The 23,690-nt window shown below is 71.1% G+C and carries 28 protein-coding genes and 1 tRNA gene; 17 read left to right on the top strand and 12 right to left on the bottom strand.

Annotated elements, in window-relative coordinates; translation table 11 throughout:
- Positions 1 to 2: 2 nt before the first annotated feature.
- From ACFVDP_RS17700 to ACFVDP_RS17690, 3 genes are read right to left on the bottom strand one after another with little or no spacing between them, the layout of a single operon-like run.
- Positions 3 to 1,490 carry a sugar transferase gene (locus ACFVDP_RS17700; protein WP_383490311.1) on the bottom strand — a complete coding sequence of 496 codons (1,488 nt, stop codon included), beginning with the start codon at positions 1,488 to 1,490 and terminating at the stop codon, positions 3 to 5.
- Complete coding sequence (locus ACFVDP_RS17695; RefSeq protein WP_383490308.1) at positions 1,487 to 2,626, bottom strand: glycosyltransferase; 1,140 nt, start codon at positions 2,624 to 2,626, stop codon at positions 1,487 to 1,489. Before ACFVDP_RS17695 ends, ACFVDP_RS17700 begins: the two co-directional genes overlap by 4 nt.
- A gap of 47 nt (positions 2,627 to 2,673) precedes the next feature.
- A complete protein-coding gene (locus ACFVDP_RS17690; protein WP_383490305.1) occupies positions 2,674 to 3,747 on the bottom strand; it encodes a DUF3344 domain-containing protein in 1,074 nt (357 codons plus the stop codon).
- Between the two features lie 353 nt (positions 3,748 to 4,100).
- On the opposite strand from ACFVDP_RS17690, the gene ACFVDP_RS17685 reads away from it, so the two are divergent.
- The 5 genes from ACFVDP_RS17685 to ACFVDP_RS17665 all read left to right on the top strand — a co-directional run bounded on the left by ACFVDP_RS17685 (position 4,101) and on the right by ACFVDP_RS17665 (position 6,852).
- A complete protein-coding gene (locus ACFVDP_RS17685; protein WP_383490302.1) occupies positions 4,101 to 4,340 on the top strand; it encodes a chaplin in 240 nt (79 codons plus the stop codon).
- A gap of 229 nt (positions 4,341 to 4,569) precedes the next feature.
- Positions 4,570 to 5,277 (top strand): hypothetical protein, encoded by a 708-nt coding sequence (locus ACFVDP_RS17680; RefSeq protein WP_383490300.1) that lies wholly within the window; start codon positions 4,570 to 4,572, stop codon positions 5,275 to 5,277.
- Positions 5,278 to 5,530: 253 nt separating this feature from the next.
- A complete protein-coding gene (locus tag ACFVDP_RS17675; protein ID WP_383490297.1) occupies positions 5,531 to 5,809 on the top strand; it encodes a hypothetical protein in 279 nt (92 codons plus the stop codon).
- Positions 5,810 to 5,926: 117 nt separating this feature from the next.
- A complete protein-coding gene (locus ACFVDP_RS17670) occupies positions 5,927 to 6,166 on the top strand; it encodes a chaplin (RefSeq protein ID WP_383490294.1) in 240 nt (79 codons plus the stop codon).
- A 182-nt stretch (positions 6,167 to 6,348) separates the two neighbouring features.
- Positions 6,349 to 6,852, top strand: coding sequence for a DUF5949 family protein (locus tag ACFVDP_RS17665; RefSeq protein WP_383490291.1), 504 nt, complete (start codon positions 6,349 to 6,351; stop codon positions 6,850 to 6,852).
- Positions 6,853 to 6,943: 91 nt separating this feature from the next.
- Here the strand turns inward: ACFVDP_RS17665 and ACFVDP_RS17660 are convergent, their stop codons facing one another.
- Positions 6,944 to 7,156: a hypothetical protein gene (locus tag ACFVDP_RS17660; RefSeq protein WP_383490288.1), complete on the bottom strand. Its 213-nt coding sequence runs from the start codon at positions 7,154 to 7,156 to the stop codon at positions 6,944 to 6,946.
- 128 nt (positions 7,157 to 7,284) lie between these two features.
- Positions 7,285 to 7,686 (bottom strand): two-component system response regulator, encoded by a 402-nt coding sequence (locus tag ACFVDP_RS17655; protein ID WP_383490285.1) that lies wholly within the window; start codon positions 7,684 to 7,686, stop codon positions 7,285 to 7,287.
- Positions 7,687 to 7,864: 178 nt separating this feature from the next.
- On the opposite strand from ACFVDP_RS17655, the gene ACFVDP_RS17650 reads away from it, so the two are divergent.
- From ACFVDP_RS17650 to ACFVDP_RS17640, 3 genes are read left to right on the top strand one after another with little or no spacing between them, the layout of a single operon-like run.
- Positions 7,865 to 8,368 carry a hypothetical protein gene (locus tag ACFVDP_RS17650; RefSeq protein ID WP_383490283.1) on the top strand — a complete coding sequence of 168 codons (504 nt, stop codon included), beginning with the start codon at positions 7,865 to 7,867 and terminating at the stop codon, positions 8,366 to 8,368.
- A gap of 44 nt (positions 8,369 to 8,412) precedes the next feature.
- Positions 8,413 to 8,832, top strand: a complete 420-nt coding sequence (locus tag ACFVDP_RS17645) for a tyrosinase cofactor (protein ID WP_383490280.1) — start codon at positions 8,413 to 8,415, stop codon at positions 8,830 to 8,832.
- Positions 8,833 to 8,838: 6 nt separating this feature from the next.
- Positions 8,839 to 9,708 (top strand): tyrosinase family protein, encoded by an 870-nt coding sequence (locus ACFVDP_RS17640; protein ID WP_383490277.1) that lies wholly within the window; start codon positions 8,839 to 8,841, stop codon positions 9,706 to 9,708.
- Positions 9,709 to 9,802: 94 nt separating this feature from the next.
- Here the strand turns inward: ACFVDP_RS17640 and ACFVDP_RS17635 are convergent, their stop codons facing one another.
- Positions 9,803 to 10,069: a chaplin gene (locus ACFVDP_RS17635; RefSeq protein WP_383490274.1), complete on the bottom strand. Its 267-nt coding sequence runs from the start codon at positions 10,067 to 10,069 to the stop codon at positions 9,803 to 9,805.
- 136 nt (positions 10,070 to 10,205) lie between these two features.
- Complete coding sequence (locus ACFVDP_RS17630; RefSeq protein ID WP_383490272.1) at positions 10,206 to 10,607, bottom strand: hypothetical protein; 402 nt, start codon at positions 10,605 to 10,607, stop codon at positions 10,206 to 10,208.
- Between the two features lie 110 nt (positions 10,608 to 10,717).
- On the opposite strand from ACFVDP_RS17630, the gene ACFVDP_RS17625 reads away from it, so the two are divergent.
- Positions 10,718 to 11,914: an FAD-dependent monooxygenase gene (locus tag ACFVDP_RS17625; protein ID WP_383490269.1), complete on the top strand. Its 1,197-nt coding sequence runs from the start codon at positions 10,718 to 10,720 to the stop codon at positions 11,912 to 11,914.
- A 393-nt stretch (positions 11,915 to 12,307) separates the two neighbouring features.
- A complete protein-coding gene (locus ACFVDP_RS17620) occupies positions 12,308 to 12,559 on the top strand; it encodes a chaplin (RefSeq protein ID WP_383490266.1) in 252 nt (83 codons plus the stop codon).
- A 270-nt stretch (positions 12,560 to 12,829) separates the two neighbouring features.
- On the opposite strand, the gene ACFVDP_RS17615 is transcribed toward ACFVDP_RS17620, so the two are convergent.
- The gene (locus ACFVDP_RS17615) at positions 12,830 to 14,182 is read right to left on the bottom strand and encodes a DUF418 domain-containing protein (RefSeq protein ID WP_383490263.1); all 1,353 of its coding nucleotides are present in this window, start codon (positions 14,180 to 14,182) and stop codon (positions 12,830 to 12,832) included.
- Between the two features lie 198 nt (positions 14,183 to 14,380).
- Between ACFVDP_RS17615 and ACFVDP_RS17610 the strand changes: the two genes are divergently transcribed.
- From ACFVDP_RS17610 to ACFVDP_RS17600, 3 genes are all read left to right on the top strand, one after another.
- Complete coding sequence (locus ACFVDP_RS17610; protein ID WP_383490260.1) at positions 14,381 to 15,049, top strand: response regulator; 669 nt, start codon at positions 14,381 to 14,383, stop codon at positions 15,047 to 15,049.
- The gene (locus ACFVDP_RS17605; RefSeq protein WP_383490256.1) at positions 15,046 to 16,137 is read left to right on the top strand and encodes a sensor histidine kinase; all 1,092 of its coding nucleotides are present in this window, start codon (positions 15,046 to 15,048) and stop codon (positions 16,135 to 16,137) included. The genes ACFVDP_RS17610 and ACFVDP_RS17605 overlap by 4 nt, the downstream gene beginning before the upstream one ends.
- 168 nt (positions 16,138 to 16,305) lie before the next feature.
- A complete protein-coding gene (locus ACFVDP_RS17600; protein ID WP_383490253.1) occupies positions 16,306 to 17,919 on the top strand; it encodes a sulfite oxidase in 1,614 nt (537 codons plus the stop codon).
- An 83-nt stretch (positions 17,920 to 18,002) separates the two neighbouring features.
- On the opposite strand, the gene ACFVDP_RS17595 is transcribed toward ACFVDP_RS17600, so the two are convergent.
- Entirely contained in the window at positions 18,003 to 18,584 is a 582-nt protein-coding gene (locus tag ACFVDP_RS17595) for a fasciclin domain-containing protein (protein WP_383490250.1), read from the bottom strand.
- A gap of 319 nt (positions 18,585 to 18,903) precedes the next feature.
- Between ACFVDP_RS17595 and ACFVDP_RS17590 the strand changes: the two genes are divergently transcribed.
- Positions 18,904 to 19,554 carry a fasciclin domain-containing protein gene (locus ACFVDP_RS17590; RefSeq protein ID WP_383490247.1) on the top strand — a complete coding sequence of 217 codons (651 nt, stop codon included), beginning with the start codon at positions 18,904 to 18,906 and terminating at the stop codon, positions 19,552 to 19,554.
- Between the two features lie 284 nt (positions 19,555 to 19,838).
- On the opposite strand, the gene ACFVDP_RS17585 is transcribed toward ACFVDP_RS17590, so the two are convergent.
- A complete protein-coding gene (locus ACFVDP_RS17585; protein WP_383490244.1) occupies positions 19,839 to 19,982 on the bottom strand; it encodes a hypothetical protein in 144 nt (47 codons plus the stop codon).
- A 215-nt stretch (positions 19,983 to 20,197) separates the two neighbouring features.
- Between ACFVDP_RS17585 and ACFVDP_RS17580 the strand changes: the two genes are divergently transcribed.
- The 3 genes from ACFVDP_RS17580 (at position 20,198) to ACFVDP_RS17570 (ending at position 21,872) form a co-directional block, all read left to right on the top strand.
- The gene (locus tag ACFVDP_RS17580; RefSeq protein WP_383490241.1) at positions 20,198 to 20,875 is read left to right on the top strand and encodes a hypothetical protein; all 678 of its coding nucleotides are present in this window, start codon (positions 20,198 to 20,200) and stop codon (positions 20,873 to 20,875) included.
- A gap of 234 nt (positions 20,876 to 21,109) precedes the next feature.
- On the top strand, positions 21,110 to 21,550 hold the full coding sequence (locus tag ACFVDP_RS17575; protein WP_383490238.1) for a DUF6325 family protein: 441 nt from the start codon (positions 21,110 to 21,112) through the stop codon (positions 21,548 to 21,550).
- A 28-nt stretch (positions 21,551 to 21,578) separates the two neighbouring features.
- A complete protein-coding gene (locus ACFVDP_RS17570) occupies positions 21,579 to 21,872 on the top strand; it encodes an SHOCT domain-containing protein (protein WP_383490235.1) in 294 nt (97 codons plus the stop codon).
- Between the two features lie 98 nt (positions 21,873 to 21,970).
- Here ACFVDP_RS17570 and ACFVDP_RS17565 read toward each other — a convergent pair.
- Positions 21,971 to 22,043, bottom strand: a tRNA-Lys gene (locus tag ACFVDP_RS17565).
- 83 nt (positions 22,044 to 22,126) lie between these two features.
- Positions 22,127 to 23,653, bottom strand: coding sequence for an amino acid permease (locus tag ACFVDP_RS17560; RefSeq protein ID WP_383490233.1), 1,527 nt, complete (start codon positions 23,651 to 23,653; stop codon positions 22,127 to 22,129).
- Positions 23,654 to 23,690: the final 37 nt, after the last annotated feature.

Below are 23,690 nucleotides of genomic sequence, written 5' to 3'. Positions count from 1 at the left end.
GATCAGCTTCCCGTCGGGCGGAAGAACTCGGACGCCGTGCGCAGGAGGATGCTGATGTCCCGCCACAGCGACCAGTTGTCGATGTACGCGTTGTCGAACCGGCAGCGGTCCTCGATGGAGGTGTCCCCGCGCAGCCCGTTGATCTGGGCGAGTCCGGTGATGCCGGTCGGCATCCGGTGCCGCTCGCCGTAGCCGGGGTGCGTCTCGCTGAACTGCACGACGAAGTACGGGCGTTCGGGCCGGGGGCCGACCAGGCTCATGTCCCCGCGGAAGACGTTCCACAGCTGGAGCAGCTCGTCCATCGAGGTGCGCCGCAGGAACCGGCAGAACCACGGCATGCGGTGCTCGTTGGCGACGCTCCAGCGGGTCGCGGACTCCAGCGGGTCGGCCGGGCGGTGGGTGCGGAACTTCAGCAGAGTGAAGGGGCGGCCGTCCTTGCCGATGCGCTCCTGCCGGAACACCACACCGGGCCCCTCGCTGAGGCGCAGCCACACGGCGCACGTCAGGAGCACCGGACTGGCCAGCACCAGCAGGACGGCGGAGATCGCCAGGTCCAGGACGCGCTTGCCGGGGTGCAGCGGATACGGCGGCGCCACGAGCGGCCGGCAGCGGTATCCCGCCAGGTACCGGCCCGGCTCGCGGTGCTGCGGGACGTACGGCGCCGGCTCGGGGTCCAACTCCCAGATCTCGCAGCGCAGTTCGCTCAGGCTGCGGACCCAGGGCAGCTGCTCGGGGGCGTTGGCGCTGCCGAGGACGATCGCGCGCCGGACCCCGTTCTGGATCACCGCGCGCCGCATGTCGCCGACGGTCGTCAGCACCGGCAGGGGCGCCGGGTCGTCCGCGCGCTGCTGCTGCTTCTGCGGCTGCTCGGCGGCGCCGTCGCTGACGATGCCCACGAGGCTGACACCGCTGCGCGGGCTGCGCTGGAGCGCGGCCGCGACCCGCGCGGCGGTCTGTTCAGGACCCACCAGGAGCGTGGTGCAGGGCCGCCGGACGAGGGTCGCCCTGCGCTGCCGGTAGACGACGGAGCGCCCCAGGAAGGTGAGGACGCCCTGCACGGCGAAGCCCGTGAGCACCGCGTGCGGGGAGATCCGCTCCAGCGACGGCATCGCAGCCGCCGCGGCCATCAGCACGCACCACGCCACCGCGAGCCGGCCGGCGACGACGGGCAGGTCGTCGAGCATGTACCGCTCGTCGAAGCGGCGGTGGAGACCGGCGTTGCGGTACAGGGCGAGGACGAGGACGACGAACGCGGCCACCAGCAGCGGATGGCGCTGTACGGGCGTCAGGACGAGGGTGCCGAGCAGTGCGGCCGTGCTGTCCGTCGCGAGCAGGAAGGCACGCGAGGAGTGGCCCTGGGCGGGGCCCCCGATGAAGGTGATCCGGTTGCTGACGGCGGTCCGCTGCGCGATGACGGTGGCGAGCGGTCCGGTGTCGTCCACGGCGCGCCGCTGAGCGGCGGTGGCGGACACGGTTCGTTCCTGGGTCACGTCGCGACCGGCTCTCTGCACTCGATGGTCTCCAGACCCAGAAGTTCGCGATAGACGTCCGTGACGGCTCCCGCCGTGCGCCGGACGTCGTGGTGCGCGTGCACATGGCCCTGGGCGGCGCGGCCGAGGGCGCGCAGCGCGTCGGCGTCGCGCAGCAGTCCGGACAGGGCCCGGGCCAGGGCCGCGGGGTCGTCCGGCGGGGCGAGGCACCGGGGTGCCAGCGGGGGCGGCAGGCTTTCGCGGGCGCCGTCCACGTCCGTGAGAAGCACCGGCTTCCCGCAGGCCATGGCTTCCAGCGGGGCGAGCGCTATGCCCTCCCACCGCGAGGGCAGGACGACCAGGTCGGCCGCCCGGTACCAGGGGGCGGGATCCTCGACCGCCCCCGCGAAGAGCACCGACGGCGGCGCCGCGGCCCGCAGCCGGTCCAGGTCGGGGCCGTCGCCGACCAGCACAAGACGCGCCCCGGGCACGTCGGCGAGCACGTCGCGCCACGCCTCGACGAGGACGTCCTGGCCCTTCTGCCGGCACAGCCGCCCCACGCACACGACGAGCGGACCCGCTCCGGCGGCGTCGGCGGCGGGGCCCTCGGGGCTGAACCGCTTGAGGTCGACGCCGTTGGGGACCAGCCGCCACGGCGCCTCGATCCCGTGCTCGCTGCCGGTGCGCTGCTCGGCCCGGCTGACGCAGATCAGCCGGGAGGCCCAGCGCGCGCCCCGCCGTTCCCAGGTCAGGGCGAGGCGGGCGCCGAGCCCGCCGACCGCTTCGAAGGACCAGGCGTGCGGCTGGAAGACGGTGGGGATCCGGCCCCGCACGACGAGCCTGCTGACCAGGCCCGCCTTGGCGCTGTGCGCATGGATGATCTGCGGCCGGGTACGACGCACGACACGGGCCAGCCGGCGGCACTCGCCCGGCACTCCCCGGCCCGGCGCGCGCGAGGCCTCCCACTCCAGGACCTCGCAGCCGAGGGCGGCGAGACGGCCGGGAAGCTCGCCCGAGGCGGGGCAGGCCACCGACACCTGCATCCCCGCGGCGCGCTGGCTGCGCACCAGGTCGGCCACCACACGCGCCACTCCGCCGTCGACCGGTTGGGTCACGTGCAGAACGTGCGGCGGCAAGGGTGGGGACGTCACATGCATCGCCTCTTTTGGCAGAACTGGGAGAGAGCGGCCGGGTCGTGCCCGGCCTAGGAGTCGGCGTCGACGGCGCCGAAGAGCACCCCGACCCAGGCCGGATCCCCGGTCGACGCCAGACGGAAGTCCAGCGCCTCGCCGCCGCGGGCCACGGCCCGGTCGAGCGGGAACACGTCGGAGTCGTAGCCGAGGGTGTTGTCGTGCGCGGGGACACGCTCCGGCTGGGTCCCCGGCTGGCTGATGGTCGAGTTGAGGACGTCGTGCGCCGGGTTGGCCCGGTCGGACAGCGCCACCGGAACGCCCCGGCCCGCCGAGACGGTCAGGGAGTCACCGGTCCGGCCGCGGTCGCCGTTGTAGGCGACCAGGCCCGCGTAGCCGCGCGCCCCCTTGGCGAACGCGGTCTTGACGTGCAGCTTCTCGGCGGAGTGCTGCCGCGTGAAGGTGTCGAAGCCGTCCCGCAGGAACAGATGGCGCAGCGGCTCGGACGGCTTCTCGTACGCGGCCACGAGCGTCCACCCGCCCCAGGCGCCCGCGGCGGTACGCCCCATGGCGACGTTCAGCTGCGCCACGGTGTAGAGCCCGGCCCCGCTGGAGCGCACCAGATCGGTGACGTCCGCCGAGGCCTGGTAGGCGTCCGCGCCGTTGGCGACGCGGTGGCCGACCACGGTGTCGGCGAGCACCTGCTTGTACTCGCCGCCGGGCTCCGCGAAGAGGACGCGTCCGTTGTCGCGCGCGGGCTTCTGTTCCCCGACGCGGAGGTTGCCGCCCCAGTACAGGCGCGCGTAGGTGACGCGCGCGCCCTCGGGGACGCGGACCTCCGCGCGGGTCGAGTTGTAGGTGTTCGGATCGCGGTCGACGTCCGTGTAGAACATGTCGAAGTCGCCGTTGGCCGCCGTCGCGCCCGCCCGCGCCGCGGAGCAGCCGACCTTCTTGGCCGACGCCGCGCCCCGGCACGTGATGGCGGAGTTCGCCGCGCGCACGAAGCCGCCGTGCAGCACCGCGTCGTAGCGGCTGGTGAACGGGATGGCGGGCTTCTCCGCCGCGGGCTTGTCCGTCGTGGGGGTGGCCGTCGCCGTCGTCTGGCACAGCGAGGGCAGCGCCGCGAGCGACAGCAGACCCACTGTCACCCGACGCAGGAAACAACCTTTCGAATTACGCACGGCCGGCGTCCCTTTCAGGAATGAGCAGACGTCTACAGCACCCAGGAAATAAGAAAGTCACACTTATCCAACCGCCCTACGGGGGCCAGACCCTTTGCTCAGGGAGCGGCCCACAATAGCGGCCAGAAAGTGAGTTTCACTTCATACACGATGTGTGTTGGAGTTGTGAAATTCCCGGTCCCCCGGTGTCGACACTCCGCGAGCCACTTCAACGAACCAATCGGTATTCACCCGTTCGGAGCCGAAACTCCTTGGCGCGTCGCCCGTTGCACCACGAGCCGGGCACCTGTCCCGGCCGTATGGAACCAAGGAGCATGTTCATGTCGCGTACCGCGAAGGCAGTCGTCTTCTCCGCCATGGCCGCCGCCGCCGTGGCCGGATCCGCCGGCATCGCCGCCGCCGACAGCGGCGCGCAGGGTGCCGCCACCAACTCCCCCGGCGTCGTGTCGGGCAACGTCGTGCAGGTGCCCGTGCACGTGCCGGTCAACGTCTGCGGGAACACCGTCAACGTGATCGGTCTGCTGAACCCGGCCTTCGGCAACAGCTGCGTCAACAGCTGACCCGCGGAGCCTGACTCTTCCTCAGCCGCCCCTTTCCCAGGGGCGGCTGCTTCGTTCCCTGCCCCATTCGGACGCAGGGTCGAACAGCTGGCCGCAGGCGCCCCACCAGGAAGAACGGCATGGACGCAGGGCAGTGGTGATCACGCAGGGCAGTCACTCGGTTGCGGGCTGTCGCGGGTCATCCCACGGTGATCTCAAGCACCAACACGCCCTCGCAAAGGAAAAAGACATGCCTGCTCTGCCCGTACGGCGCCTCGCGACCTCCGCTCTCTGCGCGTCCCTCCTGATCGGTGCGGCGGCCCCCGTGTTCGCCACGGACTCCCACGATGAGCGCGCCAGCCGCACGGTTGTGTCATCCGCCGCCGTTCCCGACGCCGCCGCCCTGCTGAACCAGGTCAAGACCCTTCAGGACACCGGTGGCGTCCTGACCCCGGTCACCGGCCTGCTCGACGCCGTCCTCAAGACGAAGGACGGCAAGCTGCCCGCGGACGAGGCCCAGAAGCACGCCGACGCGATCAAGTCCGCCATCGACACCGCGAAGACACAGGCCGCCGCGGCTCCGGTGCCGAAGGTTCCCGAGAAGGCCGTCCCCGACGATTCGAAAGCACCGCTCGACGTGAAGGGCGACGCCCTGACCGCACTGCAGTCCGCGGTCGACGCCCTGGTGAAGTCGGCGACGGCCGGTGATGTCACCGCCATCGCCACGCAGGCGCCCGCCGTCGTGACCGGCCTGGTCAACTTCCTCGCCGCCACGCTGCTGAGCGGCGCGCTCCCGGCCCCCGACCTGCCGGGCCTGCCCGCGCTGCCGACGCTGCCGGCCGCGAGCACCCCCTCGCTCCCCCAGACGCCGTCCCTGCCGCAGACGCCGGCCGTCCCGGCGGCCCCGGCCCTCCCCCAGGCGCCGGCCGCCCTCCCGCAGGCGCCCGCCCTCCCGTAACCCCGGTCCACAGAACCCGCCGGGGCAGGTCACACGACCTGCCCCGGCGGGGTTTTTGGCATGCGCACGTACCTTCATATTTACGGCGCTGAACCGTTCTTTCGAGTGGGGATCAATGAACAGGCGCACACCGGAGTTTCCGTCGGCGAAGACGATCGTTGAGCAAGCAGAAGCCGGACACCGCGCATTCAGAATGCCCTGCGGTGAATATTCCACGCCGATGGCGAAGAAGTCATCGAAGAAAGGGTAAACAATGAAGTCTTTGAAGGCCGCTGCCGTTATCGCCGGTTCCATGGTCATCGCCGGTGCCGCCGCCCCCGCCTTTGCCTCGGACCTCACCCCGATGAGCCTGAACGGCGCCCTGGACACCATCGCCAGCCAGCCGACGCTCGACGCCCAGCCGGTGAGCAGCAACCTGCTCGACCCGAAGGGCGGCGCCGTGGACACCGTCACGGGCGCCGCGGACCAGCTGAACCCGGGTGGCGCCGCGGCCCCCGGCGACCTGCTCGGCGGTCTCCCGCTCGGCAACTGAGCACCCCCCGTCCGTTGATCCGAACGGGCGAAGGGTCCACGAGGGTGTGTCTTTGCGGCTTTTCGCACGGAGCGCGCCCATACGATCCCGGAAACCCCCCGAAGGAAGGTTCGTGAAATGAACACTGCCAAGAAGGCCGCCATCGTCCTCGCCACCGCCGGCCTCGCGGCGGGTGCCGCTTCCGGTGCCGCCTTCGCCGACGCCGGTGCCGAGGGTGCCGCGATCGGGTCCCCCGGTGTCGCCTCGGGCAACCTCGGCCAGCTCCCGGTCCACGTCCCGGTCAACGTCTCCGGCAACACCGCCAACGTGATCGGCGCGCTCAACCCGGCCTTCGGCAACACGGCCGCCAACAACTGAGACGACGTCACGACGCAGCGTCTTCCCCGCGCACGTCGAGCCACGTATCGAAGGCTGGTTCGGAACTCACCTGTTCCCGAACCAGCCTTCGGCGTTCTCCGACATCAATTCGAGTGCACCGCGTTCCACCAATGGAGTGACAGCGCGGCAAGCGGCGGTCTTTGTCTCGCTAGGCTTCCTCGGTGACTTCAACGTCGAGTATTGACACCACGTTTCGGGCAGCGGATCTGGGGACACTCGCTGTCATCGCCTGGAGTGGGGAACACGTCGGTGAGGAAGACGACATGCCCTTCCTCCTCGCCTACTCCATGGGGGATTCCCCGGCGGGCCCCGAAGGTTCGGAGGCGGCCGTGCGGGCGCTTCTGCTCAACAACGGGCTGACCGTGGGCACCACGGTCCACGACGGTTCCCGGCATCCGAGTTTCCCGGTCTCGCTGCTCGTCGAGGCGGGCCAGGCCGTCGTCACGATGCCGATGCTGAACGCCCAGTGCCAGGTGCCCCCCGAGTGGCTGGAGGCCGCCGAGGCCCGGGGCAGCGCGTACTTCGTCTTCACCACCCGCCCCTGGCCGACCGCTCCCCCCGGACAGCCGGTCGCCGAGGGCGAACTGGAGAAGTTCGCGGGCGCCGAGGAGACCCTGACGGCGGCCGCCCACTGCATCCTGCCCATCCGGCGCATCCGCAACTGAGGCCGTACACACGCGTCCGCGGTGCGGCGGTGGCGGGCCGATCGACGGCCTGCCCCGCCGCACCGCGGCGCACTGCTTCCCTGTGACTCGGTCAGCCGAGACCCAGACCGAGGCCCAGACCCAGGTCGAGACCGTGGTGGTGCCAGTGGTCGTGGCAGCCCCAGTGGTCGTCGCACGGGTGGGCGGCGGCCACCGACCGGGCGGGCGCCTCGGACGTGGCCGCCTGAGCGGCACCCGAGAGGGGCACGAGGGCGGCGGCAGCGATCAGGGCGGCCACGGAGGTCCGCCGGACGATCTGCTTCATGAGGGAAGTCCAATCTGTGTTCTTTCGGGACACAAGCGACGCTAATGCCGCGACCCGCCCTTGTCGCGCCGAGCGTCACAGATCGTGACTCCATGTAATCGCCCCTGCTCGCGGCCAGTTGACGGCCCTCAGGGACAGGACGGGTGATCGGTCGCGCAGCGTCCGTGGACCGTGAGGAGGTAGCGGGCCTTGAACCGCAGCGCCTGCGGGTCCAGCGGCGTCGTCAGCACGTCCGCGACCTCCAACTGGGCCGCCTCGACCACGAACCCGGGCAGATACCGGCGGTCGGACACCGTGATGACCGGGATGCAGCGCATGGGGCCGATCCGCCGCATGTACCGGACGACTTCGAGCCGGTCCGCCCCGGGCCGCCCCATCGCCAGGACGACCAGGCCCACGCCGCCCCGTATCAGCGACTTGAGCGCCGCGTCGTTGGAAGAGGCACTGGCGGTCGGGACGTCCAGCGGGACGAGCGCCGCCTCCAACGCCTTGATGCCCAAGGCGCATTCATCGATCAGCAGAATTTTCACTTTGGAAGACCTCGATCTTTTCCGCCGCGCCGACAGATTGATTGTCCTGCAGATCGGCGGTTCGGGAGGTGCACTATCTGCGGATTAGTCCCCCTGAGGGAATTCTGCACTGATACGCAAGAAGGTTCGTTGTCCCTGATGCGTCATCAATCCCGAATGGAAAGAGACAGCATCCCAAATGAGCATCAACGTACGAGGAACGATCGCTGTGTTGGCCGGCTGCCTCGCCGCCGCAACCGGCGCCACGCCCGCGTTCGCGTCGGCGAACGTGCCCATCGAGGTACCCCTCGGCGGCGTGGAGAGCGCGCTGCACACGGACCTGCCGGAGCTGCGCACCGAGGCTCCCGTCCCGATCCCGGGGGCTCCCGAGGGACCGAGCTACTCCCAGGACCACGTACTGCCGCAGCACACGCTGCCGCGGCTGCCGGTGAGCACCGATCTGCCCGCCACCGAGGCCGGTATGACGGTGCCTCAGCTTCTGCCCGCCGAGCGGACCGACCGGATCGGGCTGAGCACCGAGGGGTCCCCCGTGCACACCCTGACGCCGGGCGCCTCCGTGAACCCGCCGCTGAGCGGTCCCCGGCCCGAGCGCCTCGGGCTGCCGCAGGTGTCGGCCCCGCAGGCCGCGCTCGGCGCCCCCGACGTCCAGGCCGAGCCGGGGGCGGACCTGGCGATGGGCTGAACCGAGAGGGGCCGGTCCCCCGGCCCCCGGAACTCCAGGAGGACATGGTCGTGAAACCCCAACTTCCCTTGGCCACGGGCCGGACGACGACCGGGAGAGCACTGCTCACCCGGCGCAGCGCGGGCCTGGTCCTTCTGGGCGCGCTCTCCGCCACCGCCGCCGTCCTGCGGATGCGTCCCCGTCCGCAGCCGTCCGCCCCACAGGCCGCGGGGGCCGCGGGGGCCGGGGCGGCCGAGGTGTTCGACGAGATGTACCGGGGGCGGCGGATCACGGGGAGCCGGACCGCGGGCGCCTGGCAGGTCATGGTGGACGGCCGGCCGCTGCACCTGATGCGCCGGGCCGACGGCTCGTACCTGAGCATGGTCGACCACTACGACTCGTACGCCACCCCTCTCGCCGCGGCGAGAGGGGCCGTGGCCGAGCTCGGCGGCCAGCAACTCCGCCCCCACGTCGGGGAGGTGTGAGGACCGATGGTGCACACCCGGCAGAACCAGAACACGCTCACCAAGGCGCAGAAGCGGCGCTTCGTCGACGCCGTGCTGGCGGTCAAGAAGAGCGGCCGCTACGACGAGTTCGTGAAGACCCACATCGAGTTCTACCAGGGGGACGGTGACGGCGGTCTGCGCGTCGCGCACATGGCCCCGTCGTTCTTCCCCTGGCACCGCAAGTTCCTGCTGGAGTTCGAAAGGGCCCTGCAGAAGGTGGACTCGGGGGTCACCGTCCCGTACTGGGACTGGACGGCGGACCGTACGTCGGCCGCGTCGCTGTGGAGCGAGGACTTCCTGGGCGGCAACGGCAGCGGCGGCGACCGGCGGGTGACGACCGGGCCGTTCGCGCGCGGGCACGGCCACTGGACCGTCACGGTGGCCGTGACCGACGGGGACTTCCTGATGCGGGACTTCGGCCGGCCGCAGGCCCCGGTCGAGCTGCCGAGCAGCGCCGAGCTGGCGTCGGCGATGCGGGAGTCCGCGTACGACGCGTCACCGTGGAACTCGACGTCCTCCAGCGGGTTCCGCAACGCGTTCGAGGGATGGCCCAGCCGTCTCGGCGACCGCACCTGGTACAACCACAACCGGGTGCACCGCTGGGTGAGCGGGCACATGCTGGGCGCCGGTTCGGTGAACGATCCGGTGTTCTGGCTGCACCACGCCTTCGTCGACCTGTGCTGGTCGCGGTGGCGGCAGCGCAACCCCGACGCGGCGCCCTATCTGCCCGCCGAGCGCCCCGGGCTCGGCGACGCGCAGCGCAACCGGGTCCTGGCCGCCAAGGACACCATGCGGCCCTGGGGCACACCGATCCGCGACATGCTCGAACACAAGAGCCTGTACCGGTACGTGTAGGGCCCGCTGACGACGCCTCACCTCGGGTACGCGCACGAGGGCCCCCGGCACCGTGTGCCGGGGGCCCTCGTCAGTCCGCGTACGCTGCGGTGAATCAGCCGCCGTAGCCGGCGTCGCCGCCGTCGCTGTTCACGCAGGTGTTGCCGAACGCCGGGTTCAGCAGGCCGATGACGTCCACGGTGTTGCCGCAGGCGTTGACCGGAACGTGGACGGGGACCTGGACCAGGTTGCCCGACAGGACGCCGGGCGAGTTGGTGGCAGCGCCCTGGGCGCCCGCGTCGGCCATGGCCAGACCGGCGCCGCTGATCACCACGGCACCCGTGCCGAGTGCGACAGCGGCTGCCTTCGCGATGCGAGACATCACGTTCTCCTTCTGCTTGGCAGTGCGGCCGCGTGGTCGCAGCCGTCGGCGTGCTCAACGGCCGCGCCCCATGAGCAGTAACGGCTTTTACGCGGATACATCCTGAAAAGGGCAGGAATTCGGCGGCCTGCGCACCTCAGAAGGCGGGAGCCACCGTCTTCTTGTCGTACACGCCGCCCCGGCACATCTGCGCCCCGCCGCCCGCGTCGCCGTCGTCCTCCCAGCGCAGGACACCACCGCCGGCCTGGCATTCGGCGGGCGCCAGATAGTCCAGGTCGAAGCGCGGGCGACGGACATAGGCGAACCCCGTGTCCGTGCCGCCGGCGGTGGGACCGGCTCCCTCGGCGTGCTTGACGCACCGGTAGGCGTCGCCGCCGCCGAAGACGCGGAAGGCGGGAGCGCCGCCCTGCGCCCGGCACTGAGCCGCCGTCAGCAGCGCCGGCGGGTCCTGGTCGTTCTGGGGGTCCGCCGCGGCGGACACGGGAAGCCAGGCGAGGGCCGCTGCCGCGAGCAGGGCCGCACACCGAGTGAGGAACATCCTTGGGTACGCCTTTCCGTCGCCCCCGTCCCACTGTGCATCAGGAACCAGACGGGCGCCGCGTCGTTTCCCGGGTATCCCCCGTAGTCGCCCGCAGTGGAGGAGGACGTATGAAGGTTGTCTGCGCCGGTGGAGGGCCCGCGTCGCTGTACTTGTCCATCCTGTTGAAACTGCAGGACCGGCGCCGCGAGGTCACCGTCCACGAACGCAACCCCGCCGGGGCGACGTACGGCTGGGGCGTCACCTACTGGCCGGACATGCTCGCCACCCTCACCGAGCACGACCCGGTGTCCGCGCGCGCCATCGAGGAGCACTCGGTGCGGTGGACCGACGGCGTGGCGCACATCGGCGGCCGGACCACGGTCCACCACGGCGACACGGGTTTCGCGATCGGGCGCCGCCGCCTCCTCGAGATCCTGGGCGACCGGGCGTCCTCGCTGGGCGTCGAGGTGTCCTTCGACCGGACGGTCGCGCCCGGGGACCCCGACCTCGACGGCGATCTGATCGTGGCCGGTGACGGCGCCCGCAGCGTGCTGCGCGACGCGCACGCCGAGCACTTCGGCACCCGGGTCGTGCCGGGGCACAACCGGTTCGTCTGGCTCGGCACGACCCAGGTGTTCCGGTCCTTCACCTTCGCCTTCGTGGAGAGCGACCACGGCTGGATCTGGGCCTACGCGTACGGCTTCGACGGCGAGCACAGCACCTTCATCGTCGAGTGCTCGCCCGCCACCTGGGAGGGCCTCGGCCTCGACACGCTGGAACGGGACGTCGCCCTGAAGCTGCTCGGCGGCCTCTTCGCCGAACCGCTGCGCGGGCACCCCCTGATCGGCCGGACCGATGTGGACGGCCCCGCGCAGTGGCAGCGGTTCGGCACGGTCACCAACCGGACCTGGTCCCGCGGCAATCTGGTCCTGCTGGGCGACGCCGCCCACACCACGCACTACTCCATCGGCGCGGGGACCACCCTGGCGATGCAGGACGCGATGGCACTGGCGCGGGCCCTGCACGGCGACGCCCCGCTCGCCTCCGCCCTCGGCGGCTACGAGCGGACCCGGCGGCACGCGCTGCTGCCGGTGCAGAGCGCGGCCCGGCACAGCGCCGCCTGGTACGAGAACCTGCCGCGCTACGTCGGTCTGCCCCCGGCCCAGATGTTCGCCCTGCTCGGGCAGCGCCACTCCCCGCTGCTGCCGCACGTCCCGCCCCGGCTGTACTACCAGGTGAACAGGGCGGTCGACGGGAGCGGTGCGCTGCGCTCACTGAAGCGCCGGCTCGGCCCGCATCTCGCCCGGTTCCTTCAGAAGGACTGACCGAACGACCGACGCCGATGTCCGTCATTGGCGGATGTCGGCCACTTTGATTGCACCGGGATAACGGTCCGTTCTTCCGGCCGCCGCACTTCGTTGAGCAGGCCATGGAGATGAAGAGAAACGATCCGACAACCATGTCGGATCATCCGTCGGACACTCCGATCTACGAGACCGTGGTGCGCCTGTGGCAGGCCCACGGGAGGACGGTGCCAGGGGCCGCGCCCTCCCGGCCGGCCCGGCCCTCGCGCGGCTGGGTGCGGGTGGATCCGGCGGCGCACCGGGGGCACTGAGCGCCGGCGGGACACGCCCGCCTACGGCTCAATTCGCTGTTCCGCGCGCCCGGCGGCGGTGTGATTGGCGAGTCATATTCCCTCAACCTTTTAGGGAGAAACGATGCGTCTTCGCGCATTCGCAGCCGCCGCGGTCCTCGCCGGTACCGCTGTTCTGGGCTCCGCTGCCGTCGCCTCCGCGCAGGACGGTCCCGACGGGGCCACCGCCGCCGGGTTCGCCGCGAACAGCCCGGGCGTCCTGTCCGGGAACGTCGTCCAGGTTCCGATCGACGTTCCGATCAACGCCTGCGGCAACTCGATCGACGTGATCGGCCTGCTCAACCCGGCGTTCGGCAACGCCTGCGTGAACGGCTAAACACCGTAGCTCGCGTGTCCGCTGTCAGCGCCGCCGCGTGCGGCCGCTGACAGCGGACACGTGTGTCCGGGCCGGCCGGTCCGGCCCTAGGGCGTGTCTTCAAACTCCCCTCGTCGCCCGGAGGGCGGCCTCGCGGCGTCTGGTGCGTGCTCTCGGTGCGCCGGGTGCAAGGCCTCGTACTGGACGTACTTGGCCTTGTGCCCGGTGCGGCGAGAGTGCGTGCCAGGCGTCGCGAGGCAGAGGGGAGTTTGAAGACAGGCCCTAGCGGGGTCACCGGACGCGGCGCGCCGGGAGCGTGGCGGTGTGCAGCAGGTATTCCAGCGGGCCGCGCCGGAAGCGGGCGGACCACAGGACGGCGAGCAGCGCCGCGCCCGCGATGAAGGCGAGCAGCGTCGGGAGCGCCGCCATCGTGTCGCTGTCGGCCGCGGGCACGTACCAGACCTCGGTCAGCAGCCAGAGCGCGACGACGTGCAGGGTGTAGACGGTCAGCGCCATGCTGCCGACCGCCGCGATCGGCGCGGTGGCCCGGGTGAGGCGCGGCATACGGTCGGCGATGTACAGGCAGCCGGCCAGGACCACGAGCGCGACACCGGTGTTGCCGACGATGGAGAACGTGGTCTGGCTGTGCGGGACGGCCACCAGCAGCCAGGCGAGCGGGGTGCTCGCCGCGTTGTAGGGCTCGCCGACCGTGTCGGACCACCACGCCGAGGACGCCGAACCGCCGTCCGTGGCCGAGGCGATCATGTTCAGCGCGCCGGGGACGAGGTGCAGGGCCAGCCACGACAGGCCGTAGCCCGCGACCGCGAGGCCGGTGCCGACCATGGCGAGCCGGGCACGGATCCCCGGGCGGTTCAGGTCCAGGCGGGCGACCGCCATGCCCGCGAGCAGGAACGGCGCCCAGGTCAGGACCGGGTACTCGCCGGTGAACAGCAGTTCCACGAAGCCGTCCGTGCCGGTGAGCCGGGCCAGCGGGTCCCAGGAGATGAGCGTGTCTCCCCACGATCCCTCGTCGAGGGCCACCCGTACCGCGTAGAGGATCTGCGGCAGGAGCAGTGCTCCGGCGGCGGCGAGGAGCGCAAGTGTCGCGGCCCGCAACCGGTACAGCGGCAGGACCATCAGGAAGAGCAGTCCGTAGGCACTGAGGATCACGTCGATGTCGGTGTCCAGCGCCGTCAGGGCGTAGCCGAGGGCGATGAGCGCCACGGAGCGGATCACGATCCGCACCGCCGCCCGCCGGCCGGCCCGCCCCGTGTGCGGGCGGGGCCTGCCCATGATGATGACCAGCGAGAACCCGGCGAGTACGCCGAACAGGTTGGCCGGACGGCCGCGCGCCGCCTCCATCAGGAAGCCCATGGGCCCGCCCACCGAGGGCTCGGGACCGATGTGGACGGCGAACATGCCGAAGACAGCGAGGCCACGGGCCAGATCGACACCGATCAGGCGGCCCGGCTGGGCCGAGGCCCGCACCGGTTTCGCGGCCGGGACCGATGTCGTGTCCGGAGTCGGCGTCGGGGGTGAGGCCGACGGAGAGGGAGAGGCGGCGGCGGAGGAGAGAGGAGAGGGGACCGCCGCCGCCTCGCGCAGCGCCGCGAGCGGCAAGACCGGAGAGCTTTCATCTGTCATGGCTCCCAGGGTTGGGCGCTCGGCCCGCCCGGCCCCACCCGTCGACCGGCCGAAGCCTCTCCGGCCGGTCGACGGGGACCCGCCCGCCGACCGGCCGGATTTCTGCGGTCCACCCGCCCGCGTATCCACGGACACCGCAGACGGCCGCCCGCGCGCGTGGTACGCATCGGATGACGGCCGGTGGCGAGTGGAGCGCGCATGATCCGGGTTCTGGTGGTCGACGACGAGGCACTCGTCCGTACGGGCTTCACGCACATCCTCGACGCGACCGACGGCGTCGAGGTGGTGGCGGCGGTCTCCGGCGGGCAAGCCCTGCCATCGGTGCGGGAGCTTGATCCGGATGTCGTCCTCCTGGACATCCGGATGCCCGACGTGGACGGGCTCACCGTGCTGGCCGAGCTGCGCCGACTGGAGAGCCCTCCGGTGGTGGCCATGCTCACCACGTTCGACGCCGACGAGTACATCGACGCCGCGCTGCGCTCGGGCGCCGCCGGCTTCCTCCTCAAGGACACGGATCCGGAGCAACTGCCGTACCTGATCCGGACGCTGGCCGAGGGCGGGACCGTGCTGTCCTCGCGGGTGACGCGCACGGTGGTGAAGGGGTTCCTGGGCCAGGGCGGGCGCGAGCCGGGCGCCGCCCTGCTCGTCGGACGGCTGACCGAGCGCGAGCGGGACGTCCTGGTCCTCATGGCCGACGGGCTCGCGAACGCGGACATCGGTGACCGGCTGCACCTGAGCGTCGGCACGGTCAAAGGGCACGTCAGCGCCCTGCTGGAGAAGCTGGAGGTCGGCAGCCGGGTGCAGGCGGCGCTGCTCGCCGAGCGTGCGGGCGTCCTCTGCCGCGACCGGGGCCGGGACGAGCGGTGAAGCCCTCCGACGCGGCGCTCGTGGCCGTCGCCCTGGCGGACGTATGGGCCAATGTCGACCAAGGGGACCGGGGCGCCGTCGCCGCCGCGCTCCTCGGAGTCGCCGCGCTCACCCTGCGCCGGTACCAGCCCCTCCTCGCCTTCGCGCTGACCCTGCCCACGGCCCTGCTCACCGACGCGGTCTTCGCCACCCTGGCCGCGCTCTACACGCTCTCCTCGCTCTCCCGGCACCGCAGCCTGCTGGTGGGCTGCGCCCTCACGTTCACGGTCTGCGACTTCATGCCGTGGCCGTGGTCGTCCCTGGAGACCGGCGATCTCGGCCGGCCCCATGTCCTCGTCAACATCACGTACACCCTGGCCACGGCGGCCGCCCCGGTCTTCCTGGGCCAGCTCGTCCAGGCCCACCGGGAGCTCTCGCTCCGCCTCGCCGAGATCACCGAGGCCCGTGAGCACCAGCAACTGCTCACCACTCAGGCGGTGCTGGCGAAGGAGCGCGCCCAGCTCGCCCGGGAGATGCACGACGTCGTCTCGCACCAGGTCAGCCTGATCGCCGTGCAGGCAGGGGCGCTCCAGGTGAGCAGCCGGGACTCCGACGCCCGGGCCGCGGGGGCCACGATCCGGCGGCTCAGCGTGCAGACCCTGGACGAGCTGCGGCACATGATCGGGGTGCTGCGCGCCTCCGGCAGCCGCCCCACCGAACTCACCCCGCAGCCCTCCCTCGCCGATCTCCATCAGCTGATCGGGGCCAGCGGAATCGAGACGGAAGTGGTGACCAACCTCTCCGGCGAGCTGCCCCCGAGACTCCAGCGCGCCGTCTACCGCACGGTCCAGGAAGCCCTCACCAACGTACGCAAACACGCGCCCGGCGCCGCCGCCACCGTCCGCATCCAGCGCCGCGGCCCGCGGCTGCGCGTCACCGTCACGAACACCACCCCCACCCGCCCGGCCCTGCGCCTGCCCGGCGCCCACCACGGCCTCATCGGCCTGGGCCAGCGCGCCGAACTCCTGGGCGGGAGCGTGACGTCGGGGCCGACGCCGGAGGGCGGCTTCGTGCTGCGGCTCGAACTGCCCGCGGGGGACGCGGACTGAATCCGGACGGCCGGGGCCCGGAGTGCGTCCGATCAGCGGAACCGGCCCTGCCCGGCGGAGCCGTCACGGCGGATCGATGCTCCGGGTTGGTACTGCTTCGGCGAGGCGTTTCATGCCCCGTTGGCGTGAACGACCAATCCGAACGGGTCGGCAGGACGGATTCCCGGCATGGACCACGACGCATCACACCAACCGGCGCGCGGTTTCAAGCGCCTGTCCCTGGGCGCGCTGAGCGGCCTGCTCGCCGGTTACGCGGCGATCGCCGTGGCGGAGCTGGTCTCGGCCGCGGTACGGCCCGAGTCCGGGCCCGTCATCGCGGTGGGCGGCGCGGCGATCGACCGCACGCCGCCGGCGGTGAAGGACTGGGCGATCCGGCACTTCGGCACCAACGACAAACTCGTCCTGCAACTCGGCATCCTGGCCGTGCTCACCGTGCTGGCGCTGGTCCTGGGGATGCTGGCGACGCGGTGGCGGCTGGCCGGGTCGCTGGGGGTGCTCGCGTTCGGCGTGGTCGGGGCGCTGGCCGCCACCGGCCGGCCCGACTCCACCAGCGTCACCGACGCGCTGCCGTCCGTGATCGGCTGTCTGGTCGGCGCGGGGCTGCTGTACTGGCTCGTCGGGCGGCTCGGACGCCGGGCCTCGGCACCGGACAGCGACTCCGCCGAGCCGGTGGCGGACACGCCGGAATCCGGGTGGGACCGGCGCGGCTTCATCCTCGCCGCGACCGCGGCCGCGGCGGCGTCCACCGGCGCGGGGCTCGCGGGCCGCGCGCTGAACAGTTCGCAGGGACAGGGCGCCGTCGCCTCCCGCAACAAGGTGGTACTGCCCGCACCAGCGTCGGCGGCGGCCCCGGTGCCGCGCGGCGCCGCCCTGCGGATCAAGGACATCAGCCCGTTCATGACGCCGAACGGCGACTTCTACCGCGTCGACACCGCCCTGGTCGTGCCCAAGGTCGACGCCACCACCTGGAAGCTCCGGATCCACGGCAAGGGCGTCGACCGCGAGCTGACCGTGTCCTTCGCCGACCTGCTGAAGATGCCGCTCATCGAACGGAACATCACCCTGACCTGCGTCTCCAACGAGGTCGGCGGCCCCTACGTCGGCAACGCCCGCTGGATCGGCGTCCGTCTGGCCGACCTGCTCAAGCAGTGCGGAGTGAAGCCGCCGTCGAAGGGCGGCCCCGCCGACCAGCTCGTCGCGCGTTCCGTCGACGGCATGACCATCGGCAGTCCCGTCGAGGACGTGATGGACGGCCGGGACGCGATGCTCGCCCTCGGCATGAACGGCCGGCCGCTCCCCTTCGAGCACGGCTTCCCCGTGCGCATGCTGGTGCCGGGTCTCTACGGCTACGTATCGGCCTGCAAGTGGATCCAGGACATCGAGCTGACCACCTTCGACTCCTACGACTCGTACTGGGTCAAGCGGGACTGGGCGCGCAAGGCGCCGATCAAGACCGAGTCGCGCATCGACACGCCCAAGCCGTTCGGCCGCCCGAAGTCCGGCACGGTCATGGTCGCCGGGGTCGCCTGGGCCCAGCACCGCGGCATCGACAAGGTCGAGGTGCGCGTCGACGACGGGGCGTGGGAGGAGGCCCGGCTCGCCACCGAGGACACCCGGGACACCTGGCGCCAGTGGTCCTACCCCTGGGACGCCACCAAGGGCGGCCACACCCTGACCGTGCGGGCCACCGACCGCACCGGCGAGACCCAGACCGAGAAGCGTACGAACACCATCCCCGACGGCGCCTCCGGCTGGCACTCCGTCGTCGTCACCGTGGACTGAGCCGGGCTGTCTTCTCGCGCACGTGAAAAGGGGTGCGCCACGGCCACGGCGCACCCCTCGGCTTCGGTCAGGCGGTCAGGCGGTCAGCTCTTGGGCATGAGGACGCTGTCGATGATGTGGACGGTGGCGTTCGAGGTCTGTACGTCGCCGCAGACGATGTTCGCGGTGTCGTTGACCTTGTACGTGGCGCCGGAGCCGGAGGTCGTCAGCTTGCTGCCCTCCAGCGTCTTGAAGCTGCCGTCGGCCAGTTTGTCCTGAGTGACCTTCTCACCCACCACGTGGTACGTGAGGATCTTGGTGAGCTGGGCCTTGTCGCCCAGGACCTTGTCCAGGTCGGCCTTCGGGATCTTCGCGAACGCCTCGTTGGTGGGCGCGAAGACCGTGATGTCCTTGGCGTTGTTCAGCGTGTCCACGAGACCGGCCTTCTTCACCGCTGTGACCAGCGTCGACAGGTCGGGGTTGTGGGACGCCGCCGTCGCCACCGGGTCCTTGGCCATACCGTCGAACGAACCGGCACCGTCCTTGGGCACCGACGAACAGGCCGGGCCGAACGGGCCGGACATGTCGTCGGCGGAGGCGGACGGAGCCAGTACGGCCAGCGAGAGCGGCATGGTGAGCGCCGCCGCTCCGACCAGGATCCGGGTGCTTACTCGATGAGCGGTCATGATCAACACTCCTTTGCGGCGGGCTGCGGACCCGCCGGGCCCCCGAGCGGCCCGGGGCCGGTGAGGGCGCGGGCTACCGGGGGCCGGCGCGTCATTCACGCCCTCACATCAGGAATTCGTCACCGCACGAGAGGCGGATTGGTATGGATTGCCCTTTTTTGCGAATTTCTTCGGATCCGGGGCCACGGCGCCCCGAGAGCGGCTCTGTCACCACGGCGTCACTCTTTCGAGAACTCCACCAATCCGCACCGGCGACCGCACCGGATTCCCGGCGATGGAGGCGGATGGCCTTCACAGAGCCGATCGTCGAGGGATTTCCATGCAGAGTCGAGTTCGTCGTGTTGCCGTAGCCGTCGCCGCCGCCGCCATGCTGCCGCTGGCCCTGACCGCGTGCTCCGACAGCGACTCCAAGGACAAGGCGTCCGACAGTTCGTCCGCGGCCTCCTCCAAGGGGTCGGACATGGCCAGCCCGTCGGGCGACACGAACACCGCGGACGAGCCGTTCGGCTCGGCCTGTTCGTCCGTGCCCAAGGACGGTGCGGGTTCGTTCGACGGGATGGCCAAGGACCCGGTCGCCACCGCCGCGTCCAACAACCCGGCCCTGTCGACGCTGGTCACCGCCGTGAAGAAGGCCGGCCTGGTCGACACGCTCAACAACGCCAAGAACATCACCGTGTTCGCGCCCACCAACGACGCCTTCGCGAAGATCCCGAAGGCCGACCTGGACAAGGTCCTGGCCGACAAGGCCAAGCTCACCCAGATCCTCACGTACCACGTCGTGGGCCAGAAGCTCGCGCCCAAGGACCTGGCGAACGGCTCCTTCGACACCCTGGAGAAGTCGAAGCTCACCACGTCCGGCTCGGGCGAGTCCTACAAGGTCAACGACTCGGCCAACGTCGTCTGCGGCAACGTGAAGACGGCCAACGCCAACGTCTACATCATCGACTCGGTCCTCATGCCCAAGAGCTGACTGCCATGGAGCTGATGCCAAAGGGCTGATGCCAAAGGGCTGACGGCCCGAGAGCTGACACGACCGCGCGGACCGGCCGGCGGGCCGGTCCGCGTCGAACGGCCCCCACACGTGCCCGCCCCGGACGGTTCCTGGGGAGTCCGGGGCACAGAGGCAGGCGGGGACGGGCCGGGCGGGTTGCGGTGCCTGCTCGGCCGGTCGTGTCCGGCGGGAGGGGGCGTGTGACGACCGGGCAACCGGTGTCACCGCCCCCGCCCGTGCGTACCGGCCCCGAGGGACCGGCCTCAGTGCGCGCCGGCCCCGAACTCCGCGTGCCGCGCCCGCGCCTCGTACAGATCGCCGGGGCTGACATCCCGCCGCACGAAGGCGGTACGCCGCGCCTCCGCACGGGCCTGCTCCATGAGCCGCCTGAACTCTTCCTTCGTCATCGCACTCACCTCACCGGTGCCGCAGGGGCTCTCACTGGTAATCCGTTGCCACACGCCTGCCGGACGGGTCCGGATCACCGCACCAACACCACTTCGCGGCAGCGTGGTCGCTGGTACAGAACGCAGACACTCTCAGGATCAGTTGAAGATCACGGCGGACCTAATGTCGGTGGTGTCAGCAGGAGCCACCACCACCGACAGTCCTGGAGATCCTCATGCGCTCGCGTCGTGCCGCCCGGTCCACCCGCCTCGTCCTCGCCGCGGTCGCGGTGACGGCCCTCGCGGCGACCGCCACCGCGTGCGGCCCCGACGACACCAAGAGCGCCGGCGCCTCCTCGCCCACCTCCGCGGACAGCGGCAGGACCGGGACGCTCTCCGAGAAGAGCCCGTCCGGCGACTCCGGCTCCGGCTCGACCGCGTCCAAGGACAAGACCGGTTCCGGCACCGGGACGGGGTCCGGGACCGGCGACGGCAAGAGCGGCTACGGACAGTCCTGCGGCACCAACGACCTGACCTTCACGCTCACCGAGGAGACCCAGGCCGGCGGCTACTACCAGGTGGCCGCCAGGGCGAAGTCCGGCATCAGCTGCTACCTGGACGTCAACACCCCCAGCGTGGCTTTCGGCTCGGGCACCGAGGGTGTCGCCTCCCCCGTCGGGCAGGGCGGCGAAGACCCCATCAAGCTCAGCGGGTCCGCCGTCGCGTACACCGGCATCAGCCCCAAGTCGACCGACACCAACGGCGGCGTCCAGTTCGAGAACGTCATCGTCTCCCTCACCGACGCCGATCCCAACCCGGCCGAGCTGAAGCTCCCCCGCACCGCCACCGTCGACAAGCCCATCGTCACCAACTGGTCCACCGACCCCTCAGAGACCGTCCCCGTCCTCGTCTGACCGGCCACACCGCCCCGCCGCCGGGACGATCAGCAGGTGGCGCGGAATGGCGGTGCGTCCCGGCAGGACCGCCGCGAGGATATGACGCGGAACAACACGACGACGTCGGCCACGGCCCCTGCGCACACCTCCTGGGCGCGGCTCGCGCCACCCACACCCGTCGCCTTATGCTGCGAATTGTCAGTTGTGCACTTTTATGCACTTCTATGCACTTCAGGGAAGGCGGTCCCGCTCGTGCCCAGTGACCTGAACGCCGACGCCGTCGGACCGGTCGATGTCGCCGTGGTCGCCTTCGAAGGCAACCGCTTCAACGGTGACGTCGCTCCGGCACTGCGGGAGCTGCAAGAGAGCGGCACCGTACGCATCCTGGACCTGAGCTTCATCCACAAGACCGGCGCCGGCTCCGTCGACGTCGTCGAACTGGCCGACGACGAAGTGGCGGAAGCGTTCGGAGAGGTCACCGACGCACAGTTCGACCTGCTCAGCGACGAGGACCTGCGCACCGTCGCGGACAACCTCCCCCCGGACTCGTCGGCGCTGGTCGTCGCCTGGGAGAACACCTGGGCCGCGCGGCTCGCGACGGCGGTGCGGGAATCGAGCGGCGAACTGCTGCTCTTCGAGCGCGTCCCGCGGGATGCCGTCGCCGAAGCCGTCGCCGCGCTCGGCGACGAGTGACGGCGAGCCAAACAGAGGGAGGATCGACATGCCCCAGCGATTCGGACGGCCCGGCCTTTTGGGCACCATCGCACGCACCGCGGTGATCTCCGGCACGGCCTCGGCGGTCTCCAACCGCGTCAACCGCGGCATGGCCGAGCGCGACATGCGCCAGCAGGCCCAGGCCGCGCCCGCGCCCCCGCCCGCGCCGGAAGTCGCCCCGGCCCCGGCCCCGGCGACGGACCGGGTCTCGCAGCTCACCGCACTCGCCGACCTCAAGGCCCAGGGACTGCTGACGGACGCGGAGTTCGAGACCGAGAAGGCGCGGGTCCTCGGCTCCTGAGGACCCGCCCCGGAAACGAGACAGCGCCCGAGCCGACCGAAGCCGACTCAGGCGCTGCTCAGCAGGTCAGAGGGGGTTCATCCCCTCCCCCGCACCCGTAGACCGTGTGGGACTCGAACCCACAACCAATGGATTAAAAGTCCACTGCTCTGCCAATTGAGCTAACGGTCCACACGCCGGCCCGGGCCGACGCACTCCCGAGCATAGCCCGCCGGGCCCGGAACACCGATCGGGTATCGGTGTTCCGGCGCGGGTCAGGAGCGGTTGAGGAACCAGTGGCGGGCCGATGCCAGCCACCACACGCCCGCGAAACCGAGCACCACGAGCACCGCGACGGGCGCGTAGTTGAAGGTCTCCCAGGTCACCGGGGAGACCTGCGGGAGCATGAAGAGGACCGTGATGACGGCCACCCAGGTCACCGCGACCACGCCCACCGCCCCGGACCAGCGGCCCAGGTGCCACGGCCCGCGCTCGAAGGACGAGCCCTTGCGCAGCCGCAGCAGCGTCGGGATGACGTACGCGATGTAGAGGCCGATGACCGCGATCGACGTCACCGCCGTGTACGCGGTCACGTTGATCAGGTAGGGCAGGCCGAGGACCAGCGCGCCCGCCGCCGCCAGCCACACCGCCGCGACCGGTGTCCGGGTGCGCGGGCTGACCGTGTGCCACACGCGGGAGAACGGCAGGGCGCCGTCGCGCGAGAAGGCGTAGATCATGCGGGAGTTGGCCGTCACCGACGCCATGCCGCAGAAGAGCTGGGCGCCGATCACCACCAGGAGCAGGAGCTTGCCCGCCGTCGCGCCCAGCGCGTCGAGCAGGATCTGCGCCGGAGGCGCGCCCGTCGGTGAGTCGAGGGCGCCCTTGTACGACTGGATCGCGAAGGTGAAGCCCAGGAGCAAGACGAATCCGGCGATCCAAGATGTCCAGATCGAGGTGACGATGCCCTTCGGCCCGGCCGTCGCGGCGTCGTGCGTCTCCTCGGTCATGTGGGCGGAGGCGTCGTAGCCGGTGAAGGTGTACTGCGCCATCAGCAGACCGATGAGGACGACGTACGCGCTGCTCCCCCACCCGGTGTTGTTCACGAACTCGCCGAAGACGAACGACGCCGACTGGTGACTGTCCGGCGCGAAGGCGAGAGCGCCCACGATGACCGCGACGCCGAGCACGTGCCACCACACGCTGACCGCGTTCAGGAACGCGACGATGCGGACGCCGAAGGTGTTGAGCAGGCCGTGCAGGACCAGGATCGCCGCGAACAGCAGGATCGTGCGGCCCGGCGTCACCCCGAAGTCGAACTGGAGGTTCAGGTACGCGCCCAGGAAGGACGCCGCGCCGAAGTCGATGCCGGCGGTCACGGCGACCTGCCCGAGCACGTTGAACCAGCCCGTGAACCAGGCCCACGCGGCGGCGCTCTTCTCCGGTGCCAGCCGGTGCGCCCAGAAGTACAGCCCGGCGGACGTCGGGTAGGCCGAACAGATCTCGGCCATCGCGAGCCCGACGAACAGCGTCATCAGGCCGACCCCGACCCAGCCCCACGTGATCAGCACCGGGCCGCCCGTGTTCATGCCGAACAGGTACATCGTCAGACAGCCGGAGAGCACCGAGATGATCGTGAAGGAGACGGCGTAGTTGGAGAACGCCGACATCCGGCGGGCGAGGACCTGGGTGTACCCGAGCTGAGCGAGACGTTCCTCGTCGGAGCCGGGCGGTGCCGGGGGCTGGTTCGGGGACTGCTCCGGGGGCGGTTTCACGTCAGCGGCGTCGCCTGCATCTCTTGTCATGCCCCCAGCGATTCCCTCGCCGGGGGCGTGACATGCG

The organism is Streptomyces sp. NPDC057694 (assembly GCF_042799415.1).
Classification (GTDB): Bacteria; Actinomycetota; Actinomycetes; order Streptomycetales; family Streptomycetaceae; genus Streptomyces.
Note: the sequence above shows the minus strand (reverse complement) of the source record. Positions and strands in the feature narration are given on the sequence as shown.